Consider the following 23044-nt stretch of genomic DNA (forward strand, 5'->3'; position numbering starts at 1 on the left):
CGCCAATCAAGCCCAACCGCTATCAACGTAAGATTGCCTTGGACTTTCGAGGGCGGATCTGGCGGGTGCGGATCTTTTTCGGATCCTGTCCCGAAATAATCCGCAGGTAGGATTTCTGAAGCTCGAGCGCCTCGCGCGCTTCAGCGTCGACACCGGCCTGTTGCTCCAGAAAACGCCTCCAGGACAACTGCCTGCCCGGCTGACCGGTTGTCATTCGCTTCCAGGCAGGATGCCGTTCCAAACGCGGATCGAGTGGCCGGCGCCGGTACCTGTCCTTGGTCTGGCGCGTGTCCGATTTATTGTTCGGCTCGAACGGGCCGAATTTGTCTTCCAGCTTTTTTCGCGAGAGGTCGCGGTCAACCATGCTGGCCTTTTCCATCGTGCCGGTCGCGATGTCCCGAAAGACAAAGCCGTTCCCGCGTTTCCGAAGCTCTACCCCGTAGAGCGCGAAGCCATCATGTAATTCATCCCAGGAGCCGGCACGACGATGGATCTGCAGAAGGGCGTCCTTGTGCTCTTTGAGGTATCCCGAGAAGGACTGCTCCCAGGAACTGGCTTCCTTGTCCCGGGCTTTCTGGTTCAGGCGCTCGTTGTCCTGGCCGCGGCCCTGAACCACCTGCAGGCCGTGCTTCTTTTCCAGCATTGCGGCAGTGGACTGAAGGATCTGGAAGTCACGGAAAGGCGCATGCATCCGGAACGTTTCCGGGTGGACCAGGTTGAACTGGATGTGCATGTGGAAGTTCTCTGTGTTGATGTGGGTGCCCACAACACGCTGATGAGCTTCCAGGCCGAGGGCTTTCGCGAATTCCAGCTCGATATCTTTCAAAACATCGAGGTCCGGCTTTTCTCCCTCTGCGAACGAAACAACCAGGTGATAGTTCGGATCGGCCTTGCTGCGCTGGTTGAGCGCTTGCGTTGCGCGGATCTCCGCGATTGCAGTGTCCAGGTCCTCCAAACCTTCGCCGGCGTTGCAGTTGGAAAGCCAGAACTGATCCAGCTTTTCTCCCTTTTCCTTCGCACTGGCGATGTATTTCGCGAGGGCGGTCGCGCCGCGCGCCCGCTTGATAGACGTCTTCTTCGCAATCACGGCTTCAGATCCGTAATGCGGGCCTTGATCTCGACTTGCGTTTGCCGGACCTCTCTCAACAGCGATTGCATTTGCCGGACCAGATGACCGTCGGCAGCTTCGTTCATGCCTTTCAAGAGCAAATTGCCGAGACGGGCCTGGTCGGCATTCACCTGCAATAGCCTCAGAATTGACTGTTCCAGAGATCGATCCGGATATTTGCCGGACTGGAGAATGCGTTCCGCCACCTTTGAAACGGACATGTTTGTTCTTTTCGCATGGGACACGATCCGTTGGTGAATGTCCGGATCCAGGTATGTGATCAACTGGACACGCTTCGGCCGTTTCAACGGGACATCTCCAACTGCCGCTCCAAGCCCTTGTCCTTACCCACGCTGCGGACATGCTCGCGCTGCATCTGCGCGAAGGATTCCCGCAGTGCTGTCAGAAGACCCTTCTCCCCCCGGTGTTGTTTCAGATCGTTCCAGTCGGTCGCCCCGCGATCCTTTTCTGCAGGCGTGAAGCTTGGAGCCAGAACCTTGCCGCCAACAGCCTCGGCCGCAGCCCAGGCACACTTCAAACCCTTGTTCGGAAGGGGCGGTGTTCTTTGGGGCAGATGATGATCGTCATCGGCGGCGATCAGGATGTTGGAAGTGGGATATCGCTCGCGAACCGCCTTTGCGGTCGCAACCAGGTTGTCGCCGTCAAAGGCAACGAAGGTCGGCAAGTTCGTGGCGTTATGGACATCGGCACCGGTGGCATAGCCTTCACCGACGATGACCGTCAGTCTGTCGCCTTTCTCGGGGGTGCTCTCCAGATCCTTGTTCGGATCGATGGTGTGATAGAGCCCGTCCTTGCGGCCATGTTTCAGATAGGTTTTTTCATCACCGACAAACTGCAGGGACCAGATCCGGCCGGTATCGTCGCGAAGTGGAATGACCATGCGGCCATCCTCAGAAAGCTTCACGCCGTAGCCGCGGACATTTTTCCTGGCGAGATAAGGACAGTTTGCCGGGGTCGCCCAGGTCTTCAGATTCGTCCAGATGCCGAAGGCACGTTTGGCAGCGATCTCCTGATCCTTTGCCCGCTCGCGCTCCCGGATTTCGCGGTTCTGCGCCGCCTCGGCCAACAACCGTTGCTTCTCTTCCAAAGAGAGGGCGTCGCCTCTGCCGGTCCACTGCAAAGGTTCCTCACCTCCCTTGAAGTTCTTGAACTGGCCGTTCGGGACACCGTCCAGAAAGCCCCGGTAGCTGGCGTTGGTTACCTTGCCGTCGCCGGCAAGTGCAACACGGTGCCACTTGCCATCCATTTCCGGTGAGACCTGCAGGTCGGCGCCATTGTCGCGCAGGAATTGCCCAAACGCGGTTCTTGGATCCTCGAGAGGGCGCTCCGGCGGGTTCGACGGCAGAAAATCCTTCAATCCGTCCGGAACATCCGCTCCCTTGGCGAACCAGGCTTTCTGTTTTTTGTCCCAGAGTGCTCCGGCCGCCTTGGCTGTTTCGCGCTGGTCGTAGGGAACGGAGAGATAGATCTTTTCGATGGGTTTGGTGTCGGCCATGTCGGCGAAACTCCGATTGAAGGAAAGCAGGGATTGGACGGAAAAAGGCGGACAATCAGTCGAGGTAGACGCCATCGACGTCGAACCGGCCGGTCAAATGGAGTGGCGCCTTTGGCCAGATTTCGCGCCCGGATGCGTCCGTGACGGAGATCCTCTGCAGCGGCACTTCGCTGGAGAGTGTTCCGCCCGTTATCTCCAGGTCGCCGAACTCCTCGTGGATCTTCATGAGGGTTGCGATGACTTCACTGATCTTCATGGCGCTGCCTTTCCATTGATAGGGGGGAGAGAGGGAATAGACGTAGGGCAAGCGATCGGGATCCTGGCCCGGGACTGCATTTCCTCGTTCTGGAAATAGAGAACCTGGCGGCCATAGATGGCGGGGCGCCCGGCGACAAAGATCAGCATGTCGCCGGCCCGGGTGACCTTGCCGCCGGTGCCTGTCTGGATCCCCGGCAGCGACATGCACTCGTCCGGCGTCAGCAGCGGGCGCGCGACTTCGCTCAAGGTTTCAGAATAGTTGGTGCCTACCCGGCCAGTCGTGCGGCTGGCGGAAGTCTTCCTCTGAACCAGCGTGGTCTTGCCCGCCATGTCGGACAGAACCCTGGCCGTCTCCATGGTGTTCGGCGCATAGGCGATCCGAACGTGGCAATTGGAGACAATCGACTGTTCCCGGCCATAGGCCTTCTGCAGCTGCGTCAGGTCTTGGACGATGACAAAGGCCTTCAGCCCGTAGCCCGCCATGAAGGCGATCGCCTTCTCAAAGATCTCCAGTTTGCCAACGGAGGTGAACTCGTCGAGCATCAAGAGCATGCGGTGTTTGTAATGCTTCACCGACCGGCCGCCCTCGAACGCCATGTGAGAGGTAAGGCGGGTCAGAAACTGGTTGAGCAGGATCCGCACCAGTGGCCGCAATCGGGCGATGTCGGATGGAGGGATGACGATATAGAGGGTTGCCGGCTTCTCGCCATTCATCAGTTCAGTGATGCGGAAATCGGATTCCGATATGTTGCGCGCCACAATCGGATCGCTGTAGAGCGCAAGCTGCGACGTGCCGGTCGAGTGAACGCCGGAGCGCTCGTTGGAAGATCGCTTGCGCATGCGGGCCGCACCAAGACGTACCTCGTCGTTGACGACGTCCCGCCCGTGCTCATAGCGCTCCATGTCCTGCAACAGCCGGTCGAAGCTGTCGTCTTCCTTGTCTTCGAAGGCAGATTTCGCGGCGGCGGCGAGGGCCTTTTCTCCCGCAGATTTCGAATCCTCGTCGTCGCCGATCGACATGAAGGCACGCACATCGGCGAGCGTCGCGGTGCGGTTTTCTGACTTTTTGATCAGGTAGAGAACATGCAGGATCGCGGTGCAGAGCCAGCCATAACCTTCCTGCATCCAGAAGTCTTTCAGGCCAGTGCCGTCCGGATCAATGATCATGATTGCAATGTTCTGACAGTCGGCGATCTCGTGATCGGTACCGACCCGCACTTCCGCGAGTGGATTGTATTTGACTGAGCCGCGATCCGCGGCCGGATCGAAGCGGTAGATCCTATGGCTATGCGAGGCCCGCCAGCCGGCGGTGAGCGCAAAGTTTTCGCCCTTGATGTCGAGCACAAGCGCCGACTCTTCCCAGGAGAGCAAGGTGGGCAGCACCAGGCCGACCCCCTTGCCGGAACGGGTCGGGGCAAAAGCCAGGACATGCTCTGGACCATCGTGGCGCAGCATCTTTGTACCGGTGCGGGTCGGCCAGCCGCCGACGACAACGCCTTTCTCGGAAAGAAGGCCGCTGTCCTTGACGTCCCGGATATCGGCCCAACGGGCGGTGCCATGGATGTCCTTCTGTTTCCGGCCACCAAAGATCGTCTCGGACCTGGCGCCAGAAGAGACAGCAGCGCCGACAAACATGAGCGCGACAAAGGCAGACAAGCCGCCATAGGCCGGATGCAAGATTTCCGGCGGGAAGCTGCCGGTCTCAAGCCAGAAGGCCTTCAGCCAGTTCCACCAGTCGGCCTGCAGGGGATTGAAATCGAGATAATAATGCCAGCCGATCAGCGTCACGCCCGCAAGAGCAGAACTGGCCAGAACCGCAAAGAAGCGCATCAGATGCATGTCATCCTCACGCGGCTTGGTCGCAGACCGGTTGCCGGTCACGCAGCACGTATCGGCCGGTCTTCATCTCATAGATATCCGAGATGAAGCGTTGCCCACGTGGATCCCGCTTGATGTGGATCACCAGATCCACCAGCCGGCGCATGAAGCCTTCCGCGTCGCTCAGGGTCTGTCCGGCCGCATTGATGTTCTCCTGGAACCTTGATGGAACCAGTTCGGCACTTTCGGCATGCACGGTGCACATCCAGCCGCGCGCTCCGGTGTTCAGGACGTTGAGGGCGGCAAAGGCGTTTTGTGTCGAGATTTCCCCGAAGAGGATATTGTCCGGCGAGATACGCATCTTGTGGTCATAGAGCTGCTGCCAGGTCCTGAGGCCTGCGCCCTGCGTCGTATCGCGGGCCGCCAGCAGCGAGACGCCATTATAGAAGCGGCTGACCTCGAGCTCTGGCGTATCTTCGGCGCTGACGACCCGCCGGCTGTCGGGCAGATAGGAAAGCAGGTTGTTGAGGAGCGTGGTCTTGCCGGTATTGGTGGATCCGGAGATTGCAATGTTGCGCTGCTCGGCAAGGGCAATTTTTAGATAGTCGATCATGACGGCCGACAATCCCATTTCTTCCAGCGTGATATTGTGGGGGTGTTTGCAGCGGATCGCCAGCGACAGGCCTGAGACGACCGAGTTGCCGACAAGGCATTCGAAGCGGTGGCCGCCAGGCAGGGTCGTGGAAAGCTGCGGCTTGTAGCTCGCGTCGAATTCCAGGCCCTTCATGTTCGCCAATGCCCGGCAGATGGTCTTGACCCTGTGCAGGGTCAAATCCGGTTCATCAACTTCCACAATACGGTTTTGCAGATCTCGGCGTTCCACGATCAGCTTGCCGGGAGCCTTGGTCCGGACCTCGACGACATCGGACGCGGCGTAGTGCCGGGACAGTGGTTCAAGGATTTTTTGCAAAAGAACCTGGGACATGGTCGCGGAACCTCGTTGAACACGTAGGGAGAAGGGAGAAGGGAGAAGGGAGAAGGGAGAAGGGAGAAGGGAGAAGGTAGAAGGGAGGGTGGAGCGGTAATCTCCACCCTCGGTTTTCAGTTCCTCAATTGCGGAACATCAAGACAGCGGGAGACCAATCGGCTGCGTTACTCCGCACCCGCGTTGCGTTCCGTCTTGGACTTCTTTCACGCCAGACCATGTCGTGTAAGAAATCCGGTTCGTTCCCGGCTCTGTGATCTTCAACCGCTCTTCCTCGCGGTTGATGTAGTAGAAGTGGCAGACAATACCGGCGTTGCTGTTCGCAATAGAGGTTATGCGCGCATTCCCACCCTTAATCGTTACCCAATAAGCGTTCTGGTGCTTACCCCTCGAATGGGACTGACTGTCCGTATCTGACTGGAAGGAAACACGTCCGGCTGCGAGCCACGCTTTGATGCCCCACCCCGGATTGATCCGTGTTTCCCGAACGCGCTGGCAGAAGTCACCACCATCAGCGACGGGACCGTTGCCCTTCGCCACACTCACCGTCGATCCGTCCGGACGCCGGTAGATCGCGGTCCGGTTGGTTGGGATCTTCTGATTGCAGCCCTCATAATGGACCTTGGTCATGTCGGGCTGATCTTCGTTGCGCACAAAGGAATAGGCGATTTCGGACGTTCCCGGCTGCAGCCAGGAAGTGGCGATCTTGTAGACTGATCCGTTCACGTTGATCGCCACATCAACGAGCTGTTGCGCGCGCAAACGACCGTCGTCATTCTTCCAGCCGTTCGGGCTGACAGAATGGGTAAAGGTCTGTTCTCCGCGCTTGCAGCCGGTGACATAGGCACGGCCCTGTCCTGGAACGTTATAGAAGAACCGTTCCCGGCCATAAGACACGCCCGCCGCCAGATCGTGATCGAATGAAGCAGCATCTTCACAGCCGTCCGTCGTTGCCTCGATGCCCAGCATCGCACTTTCATCGGGCTGGCAACCCGCAATCACTTCACTGCGGCCGGCGACAGTAATTTCCGTGCGAAACTGGCGTGCAGCCTGACCCTTGGCCAGATCCACGATCGGTGTGCAGACATCGATGCCGTTTTTCTCGAACACCCTGGAATGGGTATAGGTCGTCTCTGTGGTGATGCATGGCGAGGCCTGGAAGAGCTGCCCCTCATCCTCATATGTCCACATGGCCATTTCCGTGGAAACGCCAGACCCGAAATCATGACGCAAGGAACAGTTCGACGTGTCCGCCGTCATCTGGATCGGGTCGATCGTTTCTGACGGAGCACATTCACGGACACTGACTTCAACGTTCTCGTCCGTCTTGTAGACATAGGACGTGTTGACGGTGGCCTTGCCGGTCAGAAAATCGAAGTCGAGCGTGCAGTTCCGCTTTTCTTCGACCTGATAGGACTTTTCCGCATCCGGAGCGCATTTGGAGACGAGATGTTCCTTGAGCGCCGCGTCCAGGTAGGACCAGCGGAACTGCGGCCTTGCGACCGCATTCACCAAATCGACTGTAATGTCACACCCGTCATAGCTCTTGTTGAGCGGATAGGAGGTAGTTTCATCGGGTGTACATTCACTCACGATCTCCTTCTTTCCGGCCGCATTCGTGTAGGAGAGGGTGAACTGCGGATGAGCTTGAGCGTTCGCAAAGTCGACAAGGTCGTCGCAGCCGCTATCAAGTTCCGTGATCTGGAATTTCGTTTGTTCAGATGGCTGGCACTCCCGCACAACGACCTGAACGCCGTCGCCATCTTCGAAGACGAGGCGGCTTTGGGGCACCGCAAATCCGGATGTCAGGTCCACGACATCGGTGCAGGATGACGCATTCTCCTCTATCGGGAAGCGCTTTTGATCATCTGCCTGACATTGGGTGACAACCTTCTTCGTTCCATTGGGGTCGAGATAGAAGAGGGAATATTGCGGCTGAGCATATCCGGCCGCCAGATCGACCTTTACACTGCAGTCGTCATAGGCACGCTGGAACTCAAAGCCGTCGCTTTCGGCCGGAGCACACTGGCGAACCGTGTGGACGGATCCGCGATCATCGGCATAAACCAGCTTGAATTGCCGGTAGGCAACACCCTTGTTGACATCGACCAGGTCCTCGCACTCGCCAAATGAACGCTCCATCTCGATGGTGTCGCCGTTCCCTTCGCAGGACTGAACCACCACCTCGGACCCTGACCGGTTTCGATAGGCCAGCATCGAGGTGAGCTCGACGACTTCGCGATCGAAGTCGAGGGTTGGCGCGCACGTTTGCGAACCTTCGGAGATTGCAAAAGAAAGGGAGGTATCCGGCTGGCACCCTGCCAGGTCATAGCGGGCGCCCTTCTCGTCGCTGTAGTAGCTGACATATTGGGGACGGGCCACCATGTTGGACCGGTCGATCAGATCCTCGCAAACCGAATAGTTTCGTTGGATGTTCCAGACAATGCCGTTCGGCGAACAGGCCTCCGTTTCGGTGACGACGCCGTCTTCAAGCGTTTCCGATTTTGCCATTTGGCGAACGATGCCATTGGCCAAATCAACCTGCGGTTCGCAGCCATCGGTCGAGACGTTGAAGGTGATGTTGGGCTCACGCTCTTCCTCGTCGTCTTCTTTAGGGGCAAGCCGTTCAGGCGTTTCGTAACCGCCGGCGACAGGGTTTTCGCCGCCACCAGGGCCGGCTTCGTCAACACTGGACACTTCCGCCGCGGTGTCCTGCTTGTCTTCCAGATCCTTTTCCGGTTCTGTCTGTTCGTCCGTTACGGATAACCTGGTGACGGCCTGAACGAATTCGGCCTCGTCCCCATTGACGGAGATGGCCGTGGTCGGCAGGAGCCGGTTGCTGTCAACACCGAACTGGCTGGTGAAATCGTTGGCCTCCAGATCGACAAAATCTGTGTCTTTCTTCAGCCTGGTAACGACGACCTGTGCGATTTCCTCGCCATTGACACTCACCTTGCGGGTGAAGCCCTCGGCGGTGATCCCTTCAACGTTGACTGCTTCCGCCGTATTTGGCCGGGAATTGAACTGAAGCTGGACCGGTACCGCAGTATCGGAGGATAGCTCGGTTTCCAGAACCGGAGAGACCGTGAAGAGGTTTTCCTTGATCAGGACCTTTCCATCTTCGGCAGCCGTAACAGGCTGGTGGCCTGGCGCTGTCTGCGCGTGGGTGAGTGCGGTCGATGACGCCATGAAGAGCGCCAACAGGCCGCAAGACACTGTCCTAGTGTATCGCATTCCAGTCTTCCTAATTTTGGGTAGGATCGGCGAGGTACCAGTCGAACTTCGGGCGCACTTGAACGCGTGTGCCCTGGGCTATCCGGATGACTGGTTTGAGGTCCACGGTGTCCTCGAGGAGCGCCGCGGTGATGGTTCCAATATTCTCGCTGGCCCCGGACAAGCCATCTGCGACAATGTTGGAATTCGAAGAGTCGATTTGTTGTGAGCCGGAGACGGCCGCCTCGACGGCGGTCCCAATGCCTGTGGTCAGGATGGCGGAGCCATACTTTTCCCAGAAACGGCTGTTCACTTCACCGGAAAGGCCCGCATAGCCTTGTGCGTCGCCAATGTGGGCCTTGAGCTGGTAGATCTCGGCGCGGCTTTCGCCCAGGAGAATTCGGCTGCATGAGAAGCCGACGCGGGTCTGGCCAACCTTGTCAACGGAGGCGTATTCGCAGATCATCCGCGAACCCTTTGGCACCAGCTTTGTGCGACCGTGGTAGCCGTAGACATCCCGGCTGACCTGGACGACAACGGAGCCATTGTCGGCGAGCTGGCTGTTGATGCCGCTTTCCAGAATGCCTGTGATGTAGCGGTCGGCAGTCAGGATGCGGGTGTTGTCCACCGCACCGGTTGAATAGCGCGGCGGGGCGGAATAGCGGTCGTTCTGAGGGTCGATGCCTTCGGGCGGAGGGAACCCCGGAAGGTTGGCGGTCTGAACCGGGGGCCGATTGCCCGCGTCGGAAAAGTCGCCGGTGATGTCTGCTCCGCTCAGCCGAGACTGCATGACGGCCCGCTCACGCAACGCCGTTTGCAGCATCAACTCGTACTCGGTCGGTTGACGCGGTACGGCCTTGGGCGGTTCGAGGTATTTGGTGACATACTCGGTTCGAACGACCTCCTTGGGTGGCGGCGGAGGCGCTTCGACTTGCCTGATTACTTCTTTTTCGATGATCACCGGCGGCATCGTGATTACCGTCGGTTCCTGCACGGGCCTCGAAGGTTCGGGCTTTTCGTAGGTGAACACAGCTGGGTCGCTGGCGGGGAGACCACGTGGTTGCGCCGGCTCCGGCTGACAGGCGCCGCCGAAAGTCAGGCCGAGCGCCAGAAGGATCTCGCAGACGGCCATGATCACTTGGCCCCCTTGTACTGGATGCACATGAAGGACTGGCCGGACTTGAGGGTGATCAGGCGGTGCGTGCTTTCGACAATGAAAGTGGTTCCCTGGACTCGGGTATTGACCAACTCGTCTATGCCATCGACCACGACATAGGCGGTCGGCAATTCCAGGTCGTTCCACTTCTCTCCAAACTGGATGTAGGTAAAGTGATCGTCCCGAAAGACCTGCTCGGGCCGCAGCTTCCTGTCGCCCCAGAGCTTGTACTGGTCCCAGCCGCGCAGCGCGCCCGGATCGAATTTCGCGGTCTGCAGGAAGTCGTTGGATCCGTGGGTGGCAAGTGCCGCATCACCGTTCGGCAGAGGATTGCCCTGCGGGTCAAACTCCACAAAGGACATGCCGGCACTTGGTGGGCCGACAATCCGGAAGGAAACATCCGGGACGATCTTCGAGTTGATGCCTTCCGCGCGCAGATAGAAGGAATAGACATCGCCATCGTCGGTGTAGACCAGCATCGAGCTGTCGACACCGGACCCGGTCGGCTTGACGGCCAGCGTGTTGTCGGAACGTTTCTTGACTTCGAAGCGGGAAGCGTCACCGAGATCGGCCGACTTGATCTTTATACCCTTTGGCAGCTGGATTGCGCTGACCATGTATTGCCGCAGCCGCACCTTGTAGACGCAATCGCCGCAATAATTCTGGACATGGATGCCCTGTTTCTTGCCGGGCTTCGACCAGGCTTCCTGGATCTGACCTCCGATGCTGTCGGGGCGGGCGAGGGGGCCGAAGTTTCCGGCGGCCTGGGCCTGGGCTTGCGGGACCGAGCCAACAGGCAGCGTGGACGCGACCGCCGAATTTGCAGCGGCAATCCGCTGGGTCGGCGTCGTCGTCAAAACCGGAGCACTGGGCGTTGCCGGGCCTTGTGCGAGCGGTGTTTGCGCAAGAGCGCTGCCGGCAATGGTGGCACCTACCAATACAGCAGTAAAGCGGGAGATCATTTGGAAGCTTGCTCCTTGATGGAGAGCCCAAGGACGCGGATACCGAGCGGGTTCTCGAAGCGCTCGGCAGCAGTCACGTCATGAGGGCGGGGTGTCATTTCGAGGAAAGCGCGCAAGTGGCGGCGCTTCGGCTGTTCGCGGCCGATCCTGTCTGTCTGGAGAAACTCGACGACATAGAGATAGACGCCGTCATAGGCATCGACCTGGTAGGCACCCTTGATGGTGATCGAGCGGTTGAGACCGTCTTCGATCGCCTCCTCGATGATCGTCTTGTTGGTCTTTACATACGTGTTGAAGAAGGCTGGATCCGAATAGGTCCGGACTTCCTTGAAGCGGGTGTTCTGGGTCGTATCGTCGATGGTGAGCAACTGATGCACGTAACGGCGGGCGAGCTTTTCAAGCATCAGCTCGAAACCGTCGACCTCAACGGAGATCGGCTCGACCCGGTAAATCCGGTCGTCGCTCGGATCGGCGCGCAGCAGTGCGATTTCCGTTTCCTTGAGCGGTACCAGTGAAACAAGCGCCTGAATGGAGGCAACGACGCAGATTGCGAGCGCAACGTTCATGCCAACCGACAGCCGCAAGAGCCAGGCCATGCGCCGGTGGGCAGTCTTATAGGCGAAGGGATCGGCCGCCAGGACATTGGCGTGCTTAGGTTCCGGACTGATCTCCGGATCCAAAGCCGGGTCCGACCGGGAAAGGGTGAGGATCGCCATCAGGCTGCCTCCACCCATTCGAAGGAACCTGGCTGAAATTGAATCTCTGTGCAGGCGCAAGGAGACTTACGCATCTTGTCGATGCCGTCGGGCTTGATCGGCATTTCCACCTTGGCGCAGCCGGCAGCGAGGAAACCCAGGCACAGGACGAGTCTGAGGTGTTTCATTGAAGAAGACCTTGGGAACGAAGAATGGAAGGGATGAGAGCGATGCTTACGAACCGCCGGTGCTGGTGATTCCGCCCGGACGCGGTCGCGGAGAGGCCCAGTTCTTTTCATGCATGTAGCTTCCCGCTCTCCCGGTCGCCTCGGCTGTTGACCTTCCAGCAGAAACGCCTATCGATGCGCCGCGCATGGCACCGGCCGACATGATCCCGGCGGAAACAGTTCCTAGAACCGAACTGGATACGTGTCCTGCAATGTTGACCGCTTCGGAAATCAGTGCCGCTCCCAGCCATCCCATGATTAGGGCGAGCAAAAATTGGCCGGACGTGAGATCGATGTAGTCCTCAGCGATGACGTTTGCGTCTCCGGTGACGCCAAGCCCTTCGACGCTCGCGATGACCAGCGAGAATACGATGGAGACACACAGCATTGTGGCGATGGATCCGACAATGGTCCGGACGCCGGCTGCGATCAGATTACGGCCGAAGGGAAAAGCGGCAAGACCCACCAGAAACGGTGAGATGCCGAGGATGACTGTCAGGCGGAAGAGGGAAACGGCCGTGTGTGCCAGAAAGAGCACCAACAGGATGACGTAGGGCAGGAGAAGCGCGACGCCGTAGAGAATGTATTTTGGGGCATCCGTCCAACCGCCCGAACCCATGATGGCTGTCGCAATGTTGAAGACGCCGCCAATGCCGGTTTCCACACCGCGAAGCAAAGCATCCAATCCGGAAAGACCAGCACCGCCCTGACCCATGATCTGACTGGCAAGGCCGCCCATCACGTTGACGGATACGTTGAAAGTTTCGCTGATCAGGCCGCCCTGTAGGCCGATATAGACCCCAAAGCCGAGCACCATGAAAAGGACCTGTTTCAGAGCGCCCGCCAAATCGAGCGTGCCTACGAAGACCTGAATGCCGATCCAGAGTGCCCAAATGCCGACAATGCCCATCAGAATGGTTTGCAGCGGGCCATGTATCGCCGAAACAAGCGTGTCGAGTGTCGATTCAGCGTGGCTCTGGTAGGCAGTGAAAATCGCGCAGATGTTGCAGCCGGTTGTCGCCATGGCCTATTCCTCGCTTTCGCCGTTGTACTTGCGGGTCTCGGCGACTTCGCTGGCGATCGGAACCCCGTTGTTGAGGGCATCCGACGCCTGGATCTTCAGCATTTGTGCGAGGATCTGATTGGTCTGGGCCGTGGCGACGAGCTGCGCGACCTCCAGTTCGATGAGGACTTGGAGCCGATCCTGAACCGTCTCGGCGGTCTGACCGGCGCTCTTGTACTCCTGGGCGGTCTCGAGTGTTTTGACAGCCGTCTCATGGGCTTCGTCGGACTGCGCCAACCCTTTGACGGTGGCGTCCGTGATCGTCGCAATGCGATTTTGATGAACCGACTTCTGCACGTTGGACTTTTGCTCCCAGGTCCCCTCGGTCAGGGACTCCGGTGTCGCGACCAGTCCGGACTTGTAGGCGTTGCCGCGTTCACAGATCGAACCGAAGTCGACGTCCTCCAGCTTGATGGATGGCATGAGCTTCTTGTAGTCAGGGATCAGGCAAGCCATGTCCCCGGAGACGCTGGAAGCAAGCGATTGGAAATTGAGGGACGGTATAGAGAGATTGCCGATGCTGCCGATGGACGACAGGGTCTCGTCGGCAATGCCCTTGGCTTCCTGGACGACCTTCAACTGATCGGTCACCACCGAAAGACTTTCCTTGGCGGTCTTCAGCTGATCTTTCAGGGAGTCCAACTGGTCCTTCATAGTCATCAGTTGCTTCTGCGCCTCGGCGATGTTTTTCACATCAATGACGGCCATGGTGGCTGCCGCCGGCGTGACAAAAGCCGCTGTCACCAGCAGGCATGCCAGCGTGGTCTTCGGAGATTTGCGAGCCATTGGTTACCCCATTGCTGTTTGGTTCGTTCTAGTTCCTTCACCGCGGAAGGCCCTGACCGGTAGAAGCGCAAGGCATCGCCGAGGCCCGACAGGTCGACGTCCAAGATCGTGCTTTCGTTGAAATTCGCGGCCTCGAAGCGCTTCACTACGAGCACCTGCCGCCCGCCCTTCATGTCGCCTTCACCCTTGATGAACGCGATCTGCTCGTGAGACAAATTGAAGGGTTCGAGATTTTCGATCTTGGCCTGGGAGTTCGGCAGGAAAAACAGCGTCTGCGCGTTCTCGATCATGGCCGTTGCGCCATCGAATTCCAGCAGTGCACCCGGCTCCTGAAAGGCGAGACCGACCAGGCCATTCAGCTTGCGGTATTCCTGGTACATCTCCCGGACAACGGATCGAAACCCGTTGTTGCGCAGCAAATTCGCCGCTTCGTCGATGAAGATGGAAAAGCCGCCTTCGCCTTGTTTCGCGGCCGCGGAAATCGCTGCGGAGATATGTGCGACGACAGGCGGTCCCAGGACAGGATCCATCAGCGCCTCGTTCATGTTGATGCCGACAAGGAAGGATTTCTGGAGAAACCCGGTGATTTGATCGCGCGGGGCGTTGAAGACGTGGGAGAACTGACCCTCGGCGCCGTCGTCGCCCTTTATCCACTTTGCAAACGCGCGCCGGATTTCTGATTGCGCCGGAAAGGCCGCACCATAGATGTTGTCGAGGGTTCTGAGGCCCGGTTCGAGCTCGGCGGCCATGTCGAGCGCGGTGTGAAGATGGTCGTCCATGTTTTCGTCGAAGGCTTCGCCCAGCATCGCCTGCAGAATTAGACGAACCCTGTGACGGGCGGACTTGTCGGCAAGATCGATGTCGAGCGGGTTGAGCGCGAGGTCCTGGTAGCCCTGATAGGTTCCGCCAAACGCTTCGATCATGAAGCGTGCACCATCCTTGGAATCGAATACGTAGTTGCGCACGCCACTGAACTTCGCGAGTCCGCCGAGCAAATGCAGGATCAGCGTGGACTTGCCGCCGCCGGTCGGAGCGAACATCAGATAGTTGCCAGGTGACTGCGGTTTGTCCGAGACATGGAACTGGAAGGCATAGTTCTGACCAGTGGGCGTCTTGAAGAGCCTCACCGGCCGGTCGCCGAACGGGCTGGAACACAGACCGATCGGGGAGAACTGGAACGGCCACAGCGCCGCGACATTGCTTTCCGTGATTTTCAGGGGGCGCAGCAGCTTGTCCCGGCCGGGCATGCGGTTGAACCAGGCGGTTGCCGCTCCAGCCGTCTCGATGTTGTAGCGGACCCTCGCATTGTCGAGGATCGATGTCGCCTGATCGATCAGGGCAATCAACCCGGCCTCACTATCGGACCGCAGCGTGATCTGAAACTGCGTTTCCTGCAGCTGATGGGTGTTGTTGAGGAGGTCTTCGTTCACGGTCTCAAGTTCGGCCAGAACCGCGCCCGTCCCGAAAAAGTTATGCCTCTGCTCGGTAATCTGGCGGGTGAAGAGGGCAATCTGTTTGGTGTTGTCGAGCGGCTTGATGACCTGGCACACCTCGATCTCGCCACTGAGCGCGAGCAGGCGGGACACCAGCATTCCGGACACCGTTTCCGGCCAGCCGCGCACGGCAATGACCCTGTTGAAGGTCTTGTGTGGGGTGTAGGTATCTATAGCGCCGTCCGTCGAAACATGAATGTCGGACGCCGGCAGGTTGGCGCTGATCCCGGCGCTGAGGCGAGCGATCTCCGGTTTCAGCTCACCGCAAACAAGGTAGTTGAGAACGCGGGTGAGTTCGCAAGGATGATTGAGTTCCTGAGCAGCGCTGACCGGACGGATGTTGTAGTCCGTGAACCCACTCATCATTCCGCGCGTGGTTTTTTCGAGTTCGGTCGACGTTTTGGTTGTCAGGGCCAGATACCAGACCAGCGAATAGGCGTTTTGATAGAGCCGCTGCTCGGCATCCCCAACTTGCTTTAAGGTGATGGACGGCCAGTCGGCCTGGAAGCTCACATCCCGCCGCCGTTTGATGCCGAAGAGACGCAGGGAAGATCCAGCCGACAGAAACTGGTTGAAGGTGCTGGCCCGGCCGCGGGCAAGGGCTTCCTGTTCCGGAACGCTTCGGGTTTCATAGGAGAGGCCGGCGAGCGAAAACACACGGACAAAGGAACCGTCTTTCAGCGAAACGGTCTGGCCATCAGCAAGCAACTGATCGAATTCCAGCTCGTTCGCCAGCCAGTCCTGTTCCACGTCGCCGAGCAGATATTTGCGGCCTCTGGAACTGGCGAGCGTGGCAGCTCCAACGGCGGCTGCGCCTGTCAAAAATATGCCAAGCAGCATTATTGAGTTGCTTTCTTGTTTGAAGTTTTGAGCGGGAAACCAGCGATCAGGAGGCGGACTTTCTTCGCCTGGAAGAAGGTTGCCGGATGCAGAAGGAGAGCTTCACAATGCGGCTCCTTCCGCCGCAGCAGGATGATCCAGGCGACCGCTGGTGGGGTGGTGAGCACGACAAGCGCAAAGCCCACCACATTTCCGGCCAGAAACCCGCCAGTGGTCGCGAGCAGGAGTTCACCGATCATCACCAGGGCTGCGTGGAGCGGTGGCATGCCGAGGATCTTCATCGGCTCCTGGATGTGGAGTGCGATTGGACTTTGCGCTTTCATGCCTCGCCCCTTCTCAAGCTGCCGAGAGAAGGGCGCGAAGCGCGGTCGGGCCGAAGATCACGAGCGCCCCGGCACCGACAAGCTGCGCCAGCCGCATGATGTCGATGCGACCGGTGACCATCGCCCAAATGCCGTAGATGATGACGCCAACGCCGATCACAGGGGCGGCGATGCTGACCAACCCGCCTTCGAGAGATTCCAGCATGCTCGTCGCCGGTGCGGACCAGTCCTGTGCCATCGCGCGAGCCGGGAACAACGCAGCGGCAGCTACAATCAGTTTGAGAGTAGATCTCTCAAATTCTACCTTTGAGGGAAGTGTTGGGCAGAGTCCGAGTCTCTTGAGAAACCTCATTTCGAAAATCCTTGTTATTTCAGGATGAGATAAAAGGCGGCGACAGCCAGCCAGTTGGTGATCGCGAGGGTGCTAAAGCCGACAAAGGCCTTGCGGATGGCCCGGACAATCCGGTCGGATTCTACCGCATGCTGTGCGACAGCCGAGACGACGGTTTGGATGTTGTCGTTGCCGAGGTTCCGGGCAACTTTCTGGATGGTGCTCGCAATGTCATCGACCTTGTGATCGATGGCCTCATTCACCCCGGAAACGTCGTTCTGGAACTGATGGGAAACCCGGTTCCGTTCGTCTTCCAGGAGTCCCTTGAGGCGATCCCCGAAGGCATTCAGGATCGAGACCACTGCCAGGATCGGATCATCCTTCTGATAGGATATTCCTGTTTCCCGATGGGCAACCTCGATTGCCTCCTCGAGCGTCATCTGCTTCCACTGCTCGGTGACGGCAGGATCGATTTTCTGCACAGCTGCAGCGCTCATTGAGCTGCCTCCTGCTCGATGGCATTTAGGAAGGCGGCACTGTCCAGACGCTCGATCGCTCTGGTCCAGTAGATCTTGAGACGCTGGCGCGCCATCACGTTGAAGTCGTTCGAGCTGATGGCTTCATCGAAGGTGAGCTTGGCCTTCATCATCGCCCGAATGTCTTCTCCGAACGTCCCGGCCTGAACACGCGGGTGGCACATCACGGCTGCAATCCGGTCTCGATTGTCCTGATAGATCTTACTGTCTTCAAAGCTGCGCCCTTCATTCGCAACCGGGCCAAAGAACTCGTTGAGCCAGACGACAACCGGCACATCCGGAAAATGACCAAGAATGGCAAGCAGGCTGTTAAAGGTGTCGTCGAGCGCAGCGCCGCCGCAGATAGGGCAGTGAATGAACGCTCGGACATCGAAGCTCTGCAAGAGATCAAAAGCGTTGTTCTCGGCAAGGTAAGAACAGGTCGCGATGAAGGAGGAGGTGCCTGTATCGATGACCGTATGAGTCTCTTCCGGAGCCTCGAAAACCCGTGTCATCAAGTGATCGAAGAGGCGCGGATTGATATCGTCGCCGTCCATGATCTGGATCGGCAAAGCTTTCAGACCCTTGATTGCGGAAAGGGTAGGCGTGGTCGGGTCGAGGTCAATCGCCTGCACCCTGTGATCGGCGTAATGGAGATACTGAACGAGCATGGAGGACGTGAGGCTCTTGCCGGCACCGCCCTTGCCCTGCATGACAAGATGGACGGTTTTCACCATTGGTCTCGCACCCCGTCAGAACCGGTTGGCACTGTAAACTTGTTGATTTCCGGGAGCGGTTTTCTGACCTTTGGCGGTGTGGCCGAAGGCGTCTGATCGCAAACCTGTTGCTTAGCAGCCGGGCTCTGAGCGGCTTTGTCAGCTTTCTTTGCCTGCATCTTCTTCCAGGATTTGGCGAAAGCGTCATACTTGACGGTGACCAACCCTTCCGCCTGCAACCGGTTGAAGGCTGATCTGAGTGATGGAGAGCTGTCGACGATGGTCTTGATTTGAGCATAATTGGTCACAAGCTCCATGGGAGCCTGACCCCAAGGAGCCCGTCCAACACCGGAAGATGTAGACGTCATGGGTCGTTAACGTTCTGAAGCAGAACGCCCTCAATGTTGTTGATGAATATTGAAAGATGGTTGTACTGGCCGCAAAGTCGGCGCGATTCAGCTAAAAACGCATCAGCCTGCCGAAAGCTGATACGGCCAATACAGACCAAACGGAGTTTGTAGGGGTCTCCTTACGCGGACATCAAAGGACGATTTTGGTGTTCGCTAGGCTCGGGCGGTCCTGACTTCCACATAAGGACCGCCTGAGCTGCTAACGGGATCTGTTCTACGATCCGACGACTTGGTTGTACATCTTTTATTCTGTCAATCTAGGCGAGTTTTCCACAGCGATAAATTGATGCTTAAGGCTGGGTTAAACCTCCCGCAGCGGCGGTTTCTGCGTTGAGACGAAGGCGAATAAGTTAGCAAAATGAATGAGTTCAAGAGGTCATGCATCCAGAAAGTGCCTCACTTTCTCTATCTTGCCGTCTTACCCAATTCCGAAAAAGTACGCAAAAACCCTCAGTTGTCCTAAAGCATATCCAAAGTTGTCGCCGAACATCAAATCTCATCGGTCGTTGTACAGGGTTGTAACCACTCAGCAAAACAAGTCATTGAATTGTATATGTTTTGATAAGATGGTTTGGAAATTTCCTGAGTTTCCCGCGGCTTTACGACAATCCGTGAGAACAGCGTAAGACAGCGATAAAAGTAGAAGACAAACATATAACTCAAAATTGACCCGAATTTACGCAAGTCCAACTCGCCAGCCTTTTTCTAGCTGACGGCGGCGAAAGGGAGGATTTTCAGGTCATTCGTTGGCTACCGCGGATGAATTGCTAACCGCGTGTGATCTAGCACCAAGGTGTCCGGCTTGAAGCCTGGAGGGGATTGGCAAGTTCCGGTTGCTGAACCAGCGAAGCGGACATTTGTGAGAGCTGCTCGCACGGTTGCATTCGGCCCGGAGTGATCATTCAACACCTAATGTTTCAATGACAGCAAAGCGCCCTCATCATGGTCTTTCGTGATCTTAAATTCAAAGCCCCTAAGCAGCCATTCGCCGCGCTTTGCAATGAGGTCCTGACTGGGCGGGAAGCGGTCATTCGCTGCGACTTGCGCAAGCGGCGGCTATGCGCTGGAAGCGGTTGTACGGGCGCGACATCAAGCTCGCTTGCCATTTCGATAGCAATGCCATGTGGCGCCCAACTAACACTCGCAATATGATGCCAGCCACTTAGGCGACCGACGCCCTAAAGCTGGCGAGGCACGGCTTCTGGCTGATCAGATCTACCCTAGGTGTGGAATCCAAAATGGTTGTTCATTCCATCAACCCCGAAACTAACTGTGTTTGATCACCAACCAGTTTCGGAACTTCAATGCGAGTGAACAACCGTTTGGATTCCACACTTATCCCATTTCGGCGATTGACCTGCGGAAACCAGTCGGGGAGACGCCTGCGATCCGCCGGAATGCCCGAGCAAAATGCTGTTGGTTCTCGTAGCCCACAGCCAGCGCAACGTCGATAATCCTCGTCGAAGGATCAACGAGCAGTGCACGCGCAAGATCGAAACGTGCCTCCTGCACGATGTCTGAATAGGATCGACCGCTGTGCTGCAGCCGCCGCTGGAGCGTTCGTTCGCTCATCTGCAACGCTTCTGCCATTTCGCGTAGGGCGGGATACCCGCCAGGCAGATAGGGCCGAACGACTTCCCGTAGAGCCATTGCAAAATTCCATTCCGCAATGTCTTCGTCCGGAATTGCTCTGGTTTGGAGATTCGCGTCGTCCGCCGCAACACCAAAGTCACGCGTGCATGGTCGAGCAAGCAAATCCTTGCTGACCAGGATCGACGTGCAAGGTTTGCCCACCAGAATATGCGTGTTCGGAAATGCTTCCTGTACAATGGGTGTCGGACGCTGACGCGAAACGAAAGTCATCTCCTGCGGACACCAGAGAGGTCCCGCAACGCTTCGGACGATCGAGATCATCGCCTGGAGGTCTACCCATTCGGCTAGACCAATGAAAGGATTGTTCTGGAACCCTTCCATTGTGCTGATCACCCGGACCTGGTCACCCTCGGGCTGCATTCGGATTGACAGAACGTTGTCCTCAAGGGACGCGCAGCGGAGGAATGCCTTGAAACGCGCGAACCCGGTTGGCGCGTCGAGGATCGCACGCAAGAATGCCGGACTCAGCGACCCCAGAGTTGCGCGTCTGGCTGACAGGTAACCAAAATCCATCAGCTCGAAGTCGCGGCTGCAACTGGCGAGCCATTCGAGACAAAGTGCAAAACTGACATAAGCATCAGGATCGTCGAGGGTCCAGTGCGGCAGGCGCGAACGCGCTAGCTCGCTTTCGACAGGTACACCGATCTCCTTGAGTTCCTCGAGATAAAGGTGCAAATGCGCCGCCCTGACGATCGCAATTTCCATCAACTTGTTACTCGCGTTGGCGTTAAATGGGCAGAGTGAACCGTCGCAATGTGTCACCTTCTGGATGCGTTCACAGGTTTTAACATGCATGCCCTTACGTGAGAAAGAATCTTTCGCTGATCCCCTTCGGGTAAGAACCGTCGCGGCGACACTTGCTCTATCGGGTCCCGTCTCGGTCAGTCAGATTGCTGCCCAACTCGGTGCCAGTTCCAGGACGCTTCAACGCCAGTTGGCAGACCAGGGCGTAAGCTTGCGCGCGATCGTTGAAGAATGCCGGCTTGAAATTGCCCGTGTCCTACTTTGCAAGACCGATCTGGACGTGCAGGAGATTGCGGCAAGGAGCGGCTACAGCACGCCCAGCGGCTTTTCACGCGCCTTTGCCCGATGGGCTGGCTGCTCACCCCGGATCTTTCGGAGAAAATTTGGGTGGCCATCCAAGAATTGAAACCAGGTGGCGCGAAATGGGCGGACAGACTGTTCCTGAAAACTTACGCTTCCTGCCGGCCGACTTAGGCGTCGCACCCTTTATTTTGTAAAGGAATTTGAGAATGTTTCGTTTTCCACTCATCAGCTGCCTGGCGCTCAGCGCCTCCTTCAGCCCGACATGGGCTGATGTGAGCCAGAAGACTCTCGAAAAGCTGTCCGCCCCGGCAAGCGTTGAGACCAGCATCGGCACTCTCAACTTCAAAGATGGCGTACCGAGCGCCGAGACCGCCAAAAAGGTTTTCGACACACTCGATTTCACCAACGCGCTTACCGTCTATAACAACAGTTTCCGCGGCGCCTCGGCGCTGGGGCTGGTCAAGGGTTTCAAAGAGCTGGGCGCCGGTAGCGGCGACGTGATCATCTTTGAGGAGCTGCTAGACGCAAGCTCGCTATTTCTGACCGGGAATGCCGACACCGTCTACTATCTCAGTTACGTGGACCTGTCGGACGGACCGGTGGTGATCGAACAGCCGACCGACGGCCTCGGCACAATCAACGACATGTGGTTTTCCTGGGTGATCGACGTAGGTAAGCCGGGTCCTGACCGCGGACTAGGCGGCAAGTACCTGATCGTCGGACCCGACTACGACGGCCCGCTGCCGGAAGGCGGATTTTTCGTCGCTCATTCCAAAACAACAACGATCCTCTACGCCATGCGGGCCTTCCTCGCCGACGGAGATGACCCCAAGCCTGCCGTCGCCAACATTAAGCAGAACCTGAAAATCTACCCCTACGCTCCCGGCAGCTACGGGACTTCTATCGCCGAGGCGTTGAAGGGTGAGGTCAAGCTGGCCGGCGAGCCGACCAAACCCGATATGAAGTTCATCAACGGCAGCGGGAAGTCGTTCAATACGATCCCTCCCAGCGACTACGGCTTCTTCGAGATGATCAACGAGAACGTTCAGAACGAGCCGGCGACGAGCTATGACATCGAACTCTCCGGTCAGCTTGCCGCTATTGGCATTGCCCACGGCAAGGAATTTGCCCCGGATGACCGGATGAAGAAGATCCTCACCGATGCCGCCACCGTGGGCCAGGGGGTCGGTCGCGCGTTGCAATGGCGAGGTCTTGAGGAAAACCCGGACTGGGTCCGCTATCCGGGCTCGCAGTGGTACCTGCCACTTTGGCAGGGTGGCGCGTTCTTCGAAACGCCGCCGCCCGCCTTCGAGGACGGCATGTTCAAGCCGCTGCCGCCGACCGGCGCCCGGACGCTCGATGCACGGACCTGGTTCTACTACGCCTATACACTCGATTCCCCGGGGATGATCATGCAGATCCCGGGTGTTGGGTCGCAGTATCTTCTCGCCTTCAGCGACGCCAAGGGTGATCCGTTCGATGGTTCGAAGACTTACAAGGTGACATTGCCCAAGGATATCCCGGCGGGGGCCTTCTGGTCGTTCACGCTCTACGACAATCAAACACGCTCGATGCTGGCGACGCCTCAAAAGTATCCGCGCGCTGGCAGCCAGAGCTATCCCTCGCCCGCGGCTGAAGCAGCCCAAGACGGCACGACGACGGTCTGGTTCGCCCCGGACCAGCCTGAAGGCGTCGCCCGTGGTAACTGGATCCAGACCGATCCGAAGAAGGGATGGTTCAATATCCTGCGCCTCTACAGCCCCCTACCCTCGTTCTTCGACAAGTCCTGGCAGCCCGGCGAAGTCGAATTGGTGCAGTGACGGATATCGCTGCCAGTAATACAGAATAATATCGGCCCCGATCGGCGGCGCGCCAAATTCCGACCGCGCCGCTGATCAATGAAAATTCTGTCATGACTTCAACACCTTG

At 57.9% G+C, this 23044-nt stretch carries 22 protein-coding genes; 2 read left to right on the plus strand and 20 right to left on the minus strand.

Going from position 1 to position 23044, the window contains the following annotated elements; all coding sequences use genetic code 11:
* Positions 1-22 precede the first annotated feature (22 nt).
* The 20 genes from traI to ACX3M4_RS26540 form a co-directional block, all read right to left on the minus strand.
* Positions 23-1087 carry a TraI/MobA(P) family conjugative relaxase gene (gene traI, locus ACX3M4_RS26445; protein WP_459355963.1) on the minus strand — a complete coding sequence of 355 codons (1065 nt, stop codon included), beginning with the start codon at positions 1085-1087 and terminating at the stop codon, positions 23-25.
* Positions 1084-1329 (minus strand): hypothetical protein, encoded by a 246-nt coding sequence (locus ACX3M4_RS26450; protein ID WP_459355964.1) that lies wholly within the window; start codon positions 1327-1329, stop codon positions 1084-1086. The genes traI and ACX3M4_RS26450 overlap by 4 nt, the downstream gene beginning before the upstream one ends.
* An 83-nt stretch (positions 1330-1412) precedes the next feature.
* Complete coding sequence (locus tag ACX3M4_RS26455) at positions 1413-2624, minus strand: DUF5710 domain-containing protein (protein WP_459355965.1); 1212 nt, start codon at positions 2622-2624, stop codon at positions 1413-1415.
* Between the two features lie 55 nt (positions 2625-2679).
* On the minus strand, positions 2680-2880 hold the full coding sequence (locus tag ACX3M4_RS26460) for a hypothetical protein (RefSeq protein WP_459355966.1): 201 nt from the start codon (positions 2878-2880) through the stop codon (positions 2680-2682).
* Positions 2877-4721 carry a type IV secretory system conjugative DNA transfer family protein gene (locus ACX3M4_RS26465; protein ID WP_459355967.1) on the minus strand — a complete coding sequence of 615 codons (1845 nt, stop codon included), beginning with the start codon at positions 4719-4721 and terminating at the stop codon, positions 2877-2879. Before ACX3M4_RS26465 ends, ACX3M4_RS26460 begins: the two co-directional genes overlap by 4 nt.
* Positions 4722-4728: 7 nt before the next feature.
* Entirely contained in the window at positions 4729-5685 is a 957-nt protein-coding gene (locus ACX3M4_RS26470; RefSeq protein WP_459355968.1) for an ATPase, T2SS/T4P/T4SS family, read from the minus strand.
* A gap of 138 nt (positions 5686-5823) precedes the next feature.
* Complete coding sequence (locus ACX3M4_RS26475) at positions 5824-8874, minus strand: hypothetical protein (protein ID WP_459355969.1); 3051 nt, start codon at positions 8872-8874, stop codon at positions 5824-5826.
* Between the two features lie 55 nt (positions 8875-8929).
* Complete coding sequence (locus ACX3M4_RS26480; RefSeq protein WP_459359506.1) at positions 8930-10030, minus strand: TrbI/VirB10 family protein; 1101 nt, start codon at positions 10028-10030, stop codon at positions 8930-8932.
* 2 nt (positions 10031-10032) lie between these two features.
* Positions 10033-11016: a TrbG/VirB9 family P-type conjugative transfer protein gene (locus tag ACX3M4_RS26485; protein WP_459355970.1), complete on the minus strand. Its 984-nt coding sequence runs from the start codon at positions 11014-11016 to the stop codon at positions 10033-10035.
* A complete protein-coding gene (locus ACX3M4_RS26490) occupies positions 11013-11732 on the minus strand; it encodes a VirB8/TrbF family protein (protein ID WP_459355971.1) in 720 nt (239 codons plus the stop codon). Before ACX3M4_RS26490 ends, ACX3M4_RS26485 begins: the two co-directional genes overlap by 4 nt.
* Positions 11732-11899 (minus strand): hypothetical protein, encoded by a 168-nt coding sequence (locus tag ACX3M4_RS26495; protein ID WP_459355972.1) that lies wholly within the window; start codon positions 11897-11899, stop codon positions 11732-11734. The genes ACX3M4_RS26490 and ACX3M4_RS26495 overlap by 1 nt, the downstream gene beginning before the upstream one ends.
* A 46-nt stretch (positions 11900-11945) precedes the next feature.
* A complete protein-coding gene (locus ACX3M4_RS26500) occupies positions 11946-12962 on the minus strand; it encodes a type IV secretion system protein (RefSeq protein WP_459355973.1) in 1017 nt (338 codons plus the stop codon).
* Positions 12963-12965: 3 nt separating this feature from the next.
* Positions 12966-13787 (minus strand): hypothetical protein, encoded by an 822-nt coding sequence (locus ACX3M4_RS26505; protein ID WP_459355974.1) that lies wholly within the window; start codon positions 13785-13787, stop codon positions 12966-12968.
* Positions 13742-16120 (minus strand): VirB4 family type IV secretion system protein, encoded by a 2379-nt coding sequence (locus tag ACX3M4_RS26510; protein WP_459355975.1) that lies wholly within the window; start codon positions 16118-16120, stop codon positions 13742-13744. Before ACX3M4_RS26510 ends, ACX3M4_RS26505 begins: the two co-directional genes overlap by 46 nt.
* Positions 16120-16401, minus strand: a complete 282-nt coding sequence (locus tag ACX3M4_RS26515; protein ID WP_459355976.1) for a hypothetical protein — start codon at positions 16399-16401, stop codon at positions 16120-16122. The genes ACX3M4_RS26510 and ACX3M4_RS26515 overlap by 1 nt, the downstream gene beginning before the upstream one ends.
* A 55-nt stretch (positions 16402-16456) precedes the next feature.
* Positions 16457-16795, minus strand: coding sequence for a TrbC/VirB2 family protein (locus ACX3M4_RS26520; RefSeq protein ID WP_459355977.1), 339 nt, complete (start codon positions 16793-16795; stop codon positions 16457-16459).
* A 14-nt stretch (positions 16796-16809) separates the two neighbouring features.
* Positions 16810-17271 carry a hypothetical protein gene (locus ACX3M4_RS26525; RefSeq protein WP_459355978.1) on the minus strand — a complete coding sequence of 154 codons (462 nt, stop codon included), beginning with the start codon at positions 17269-17271 and terminating at the stop codon, positions 16810-16812.
* Positions 17268-18026, minus strand: coding sequence for a nucleotide-binding protein (locus tag ACX3M4_RS26530; protein ID WP_459355979.1), 759 nt, complete (start codon positions 18024-18026; stop codon positions 17268-17270). The genes ACX3M4_RS26525 and ACX3M4_RS26530 overlap by 4 nt, the downstream gene beginning before the upstream one ends.
* Positions 18020-18322: a hypothetical protein gene (locus ACX3M4_RS26535; protein WP_459355980.1), complete on the minus strand. Its 303-nt coding sequence runs from the start codon at positions 18320-18322 to the stop codon at positions 18020-18022. The genes ACX3M4_RS26530 and ACX3M4_RS26535 overlap by 7 nt, the downstream gene beginning before the upstream one ends.
* 1428 nt (positions 18323-19750) lie before the next feature.
* A complete protein-coding gene (locus tag ACX3M4_RS26540; protein ID WP_459355981.1) occupies positions 19751-20773 on the minus strand; it encodes an AraC family transcriptional regulator in 1023 nt (340 codons plus the stop codon).
* Positions 20774-20861: 88 nt separating this feature from the next.
* On the opposite strand from ACX3M4_RS26540, the gene ACX3M4_RS26545 reads away from it, so the two are divergent.
* Positions 20862-21218 carry a helix-turn-helix domain-containing protein gene (locus ACX3M4_RS26545; protein WP_459355982.1) on the plus strand — a complete coding sequence of 119 codons (357 nt, stop codon included), beginning with the start codon at positions 20862-20864 and terminating at the stop codon, positions 21216-21218.
* A 103-nt stretch (positions 21219-21321) separates the two neighbouring features.
* Positions 21322-22935 carry a DUF1254 domain-containing protein gene (locus ACX3M4_RS26550; protein WP_459355983.1) on the plus strand — a complete coding sequence of 538 codons (1614 nt, stop codon included), beginning with the start codon at positions 21322-21324 and terminating at the stop codon, positions 22933-22935.
* The last annotated feature ends 109 nt before the right edge of the window (positions 22936-23044 follow it).

This window comes from Roseibium sp. M-1, from assembly GCF_054515675.1.

What these genes read in the sequence shown, in the direction of transcription:
- ACX3M4_RS26460 (WP_459355966.1), bottom strand. Translation starts at nt 2,880, where the DNA reads ATGAAGATCAGTGAAGTCATCGCAACCCTCATGAAGATCCACGAGGAG.
- ACX3M4_RS26475 (WP_459355969.1), bottom strand. Translation starts at nt 8,874, where the DNA reads ATGGCGTCATCGACCGCACTCACCCACGCGCAGACAGCGCCAGGCCAC.
- ACX3M4_RS26505 (WP_459355974.1), bottom strand. Translation starts at nt 13,787, where the DNA reads ATGGCTCGCAAATCTCCGAAGACCACGCTGGCATGCCTGCTGGTGACA.
- ACX3M4_RS26470 (WP_459355968.1), bottom strand. Translation starts at nt 5,685, where the DNA reads ATGTCCCAGGTTCTTTTGCAAAAAATCCTTGAACCACTGTCCCGGCAC.
- ACX3M4_RS26545 (WP_459355982.1), top strand. Translation starts at nt 20,862, where the DNA reads ATGCCCTTACGTGAGAAAGAATCTTTCGCTGATCCCCTTCGGGTAAGA.
- ACX3M4_RS26455 (WP_459355965.1), bottom strand. Translation starts at nt 2,624, where the DNA reads ATGGCCGACACCAAACCCATCGAAAAGATCTATCTCTCCGTTCCCTAC.
- ACX3M4_RS26520 (WP_459355977.1), bottom strand. Translation starts at nt 16,795, where the DNA reads ATGAGGTTTCTCAAGAGACTCGGACTCTGCCCAACACTTCCCTCAAAG.
- ACX3M4_RS26450 (WP_459355964.1), bottom strand. Translation starts at nt 1,329, where the DNA reads ATGTCCGTTTCAAAGGTGGCGGAACGCATTCTCCAGTCCGGCAAATAT.
- ACX3M4_RS26480 (WP_459359506.1), bottom strand. Translation starts at nt 10,030, where the DNA reads ATGGCCGTCTGCGAGATCCTTCTGGCGCTCGGCCTGACTTTCGGCGGC.
- ACX3M4_RS26550 (WP_459355983.1), top strand. Translation starts at nt 21,322, where the DNA reads ATGTTTCGTTTTCCACTCATCAGCTGCCTGGCGCTCAGCGCCTCCTTC.
- ACX3M4_RS26500 (WP_459355973.1), bottom strand. Translation starts at nt 12,962, where the DNA reads ATGGCGACAACCGGCTGCAACATCTGCGCGATTTTCACTGCCTACCAG.
- ACX3M4_RS26495 (WP_459355972.1), bottom strand. Translation starts at nt 11,899, where the DNA reads ATGAAACACCTCAGACTCGTCCTGTGCCTGGGTTTCCTCGCTGCCGGC.
- ACX3M4_RS26465 (WP_459355967.1), bottom strand. Translation starts at nt 4,721, where the DNA reads ATGCATCTGATGCGCTTCTTTGCGGTTCTGGCCAGTTCTGCTCTTGCG.
- ACX3M4_RS26525 (WP_459355978.1), bottom strand. Translation starts at nt 17,271, where the DNA reads ATGAGCGCTGCAGCTGTGCAGAAAATCGATCCTGCCGTCACCGAGCAG.
- ACX3M4_RS26515 (WP_459355976.1), bottom strand. Translation starts at nt 16,401, where the DNA reads ATGAAGATCCTCGGCATGCCACCGCTCCACGCAGCCCTGGTGATGATC.
- ACX3M4_RS26535 (WP_459355980.1), bottom strand. Translation starts at nt 18,322, where the DNA reads ATGGAGCTTGTGACCAATTATGCTCAAATCAAGACCATCGTCGACAGC.
- ACX3M4_RS26510 (WP_459355975.1), bottom strand. Translation starts at nt 16,120, where the DNA reads ATGCTGCTTGGCATATTTTTGACAGGCGCAGCCGCCGTTGGAGCTGCC.
- ACX3M4_RS26485 (WP_459355970.1), bottom strand. Translation starts at nt 11,016, where the DNA reads ATGATCTCCCGCTTTACTGCTGTATTGGTAGGTGCCACCATTGCCGGC.
- ACX3M4_RS26490 (WP_459355971.1), bottom strand. Translation starts at nt 11,732, where the DNA reads ATGGCGATCCTCACCCTTTCCCGGTCGGACCCGGCTTTGGATCCGGAG.
- ACX3M4_RS26540 (WP_459355981.1), bottom strand. Translation starts at nt 20,773, where the DNA reads ATGGAAATTGCGATCGTCAGGGCGGCGCATTTGCACCTTTATCTCGAG.
- ACX3M4_RS26530 (WP_459355979.1), bottom strand. Translation starts at nt 18,026, where the DNA reads ATGGTGAAAACCGTCCATCTTGTCATGCAGGGCAAGGGCGGTGCCGGC.